At 40.1% G+C, this 1144-nt stretch carries 1 pseudogene; it reads left to right on the top strand.

The features are described 5' to 3' along the window. Positions 1 to 29 precede the first annotated feature (29 nt). Positions 30 to 1144, top strand: a pseudogene (locus ACFIL8_RS10685) (hypothetical protein); the annotation flags it as partial.

The raw sequence follows: 1144 nt of genomic DNA, 5'->3' as shown, positions 1-1144 counted from the left end.
CATTTCTTGAAGGTGTAAAAAGTACCGGCGTGTCTTATCCACAAAGCCTTCTCTCTGTTGCTGGTTTGAATGCTTCTCCTGTTTCAAAAAACAATTATTTAACAGCACTCAATAAAGCCGGATTAGAAAAGATTAATGCTTCTGATGACTATGCAAATTTTTTAACTAGAACCCTTACTAGTGTAGGTGATGATAATTCTATTGCGAATACTTTAAAAATCGATGACAATAAGTTATCAAAAAACACATTAAGTCCAGAAGACCAAAATAAGAAATTTGTTGTCGATCCACAGTTTTTTATGGACAGTAGCTCTGTAACTCGATCTTTCACTCAAAGTGGACAGGATACAGTGACTATTGATGCATCTGATTTCTCGCGAAAAGATCCTATAGCCAGAATGACACGTAGTGGAGAAGTACAGCGTGATGTATCGGGAAGTAATGTCATTTTTGGTGAAGGCGTTAATGCGAAAACCGTGGACAGTGTTGTTATTGGTTCTAAAGCGAAGGCGGTATTAGCTGAAAGAGACCAAAAGTTAGCGGCATCTGTTATCATAGGTTCTAACTCGGAGATCCATAGAGGTGGATCGGTTGCTGTTGGTGCAGATATAGTGGCACTAAATAATGATGCGGTTGCTGTTGGTCGTTTTATACGGGTAGAGGCGGACAGCAGTACAGCTTTAGGCTTTAAAACGCAAGTGAAGGTAGTAGGGGGTGTTGCTATAGGAAGTGATTCTGTAGCCAATAGGGCTAGTGGTGTTTTGGGCTATTCTCCTTATAAGAAAGCGAATGCAACAGGTGCTGACATTCAATGGAAGAGTGTTTATGGTGCCATGAGTGTTGGTAATCTCAGCGAGAAGGGAACGCGACAAATTATAGGGGTAGCAGCTGGTTCTGAACTGACTGATGCAGTAAATGTTGCGCAGATAAAGTCATTACAAGATTACGTAGATAAAGGTTGGCAGCTGTCTGTTGGTGGTGCAGATGCTACAACTATTGGTATAGAGAGCAAGATCGATTTATCAGCGGCAAGTGAAAATCTTCAAATTAGCAAAGGCAAAGATGACAATAATATAAAATTTGATCTAGCTAAGGATATTGCAGTCAATAAAGTAAATGCAGGAAGCAGTACCTTAGATGCAAC

This window comes from Bartonella sp. AP57NXGY, from assembly GCF_042195805.1.
Taxonomy (GTDB): domain Bacteria; phylum Pseudomonadota; class Alphaproteobacteria; order Rhizobiales; family Rhizobiaceae; genus Bartonella.
Note: the sequence above shows the minus strand (reverse complement) of the source record. Positions and strands in the feature narration are given on the sequence as shown.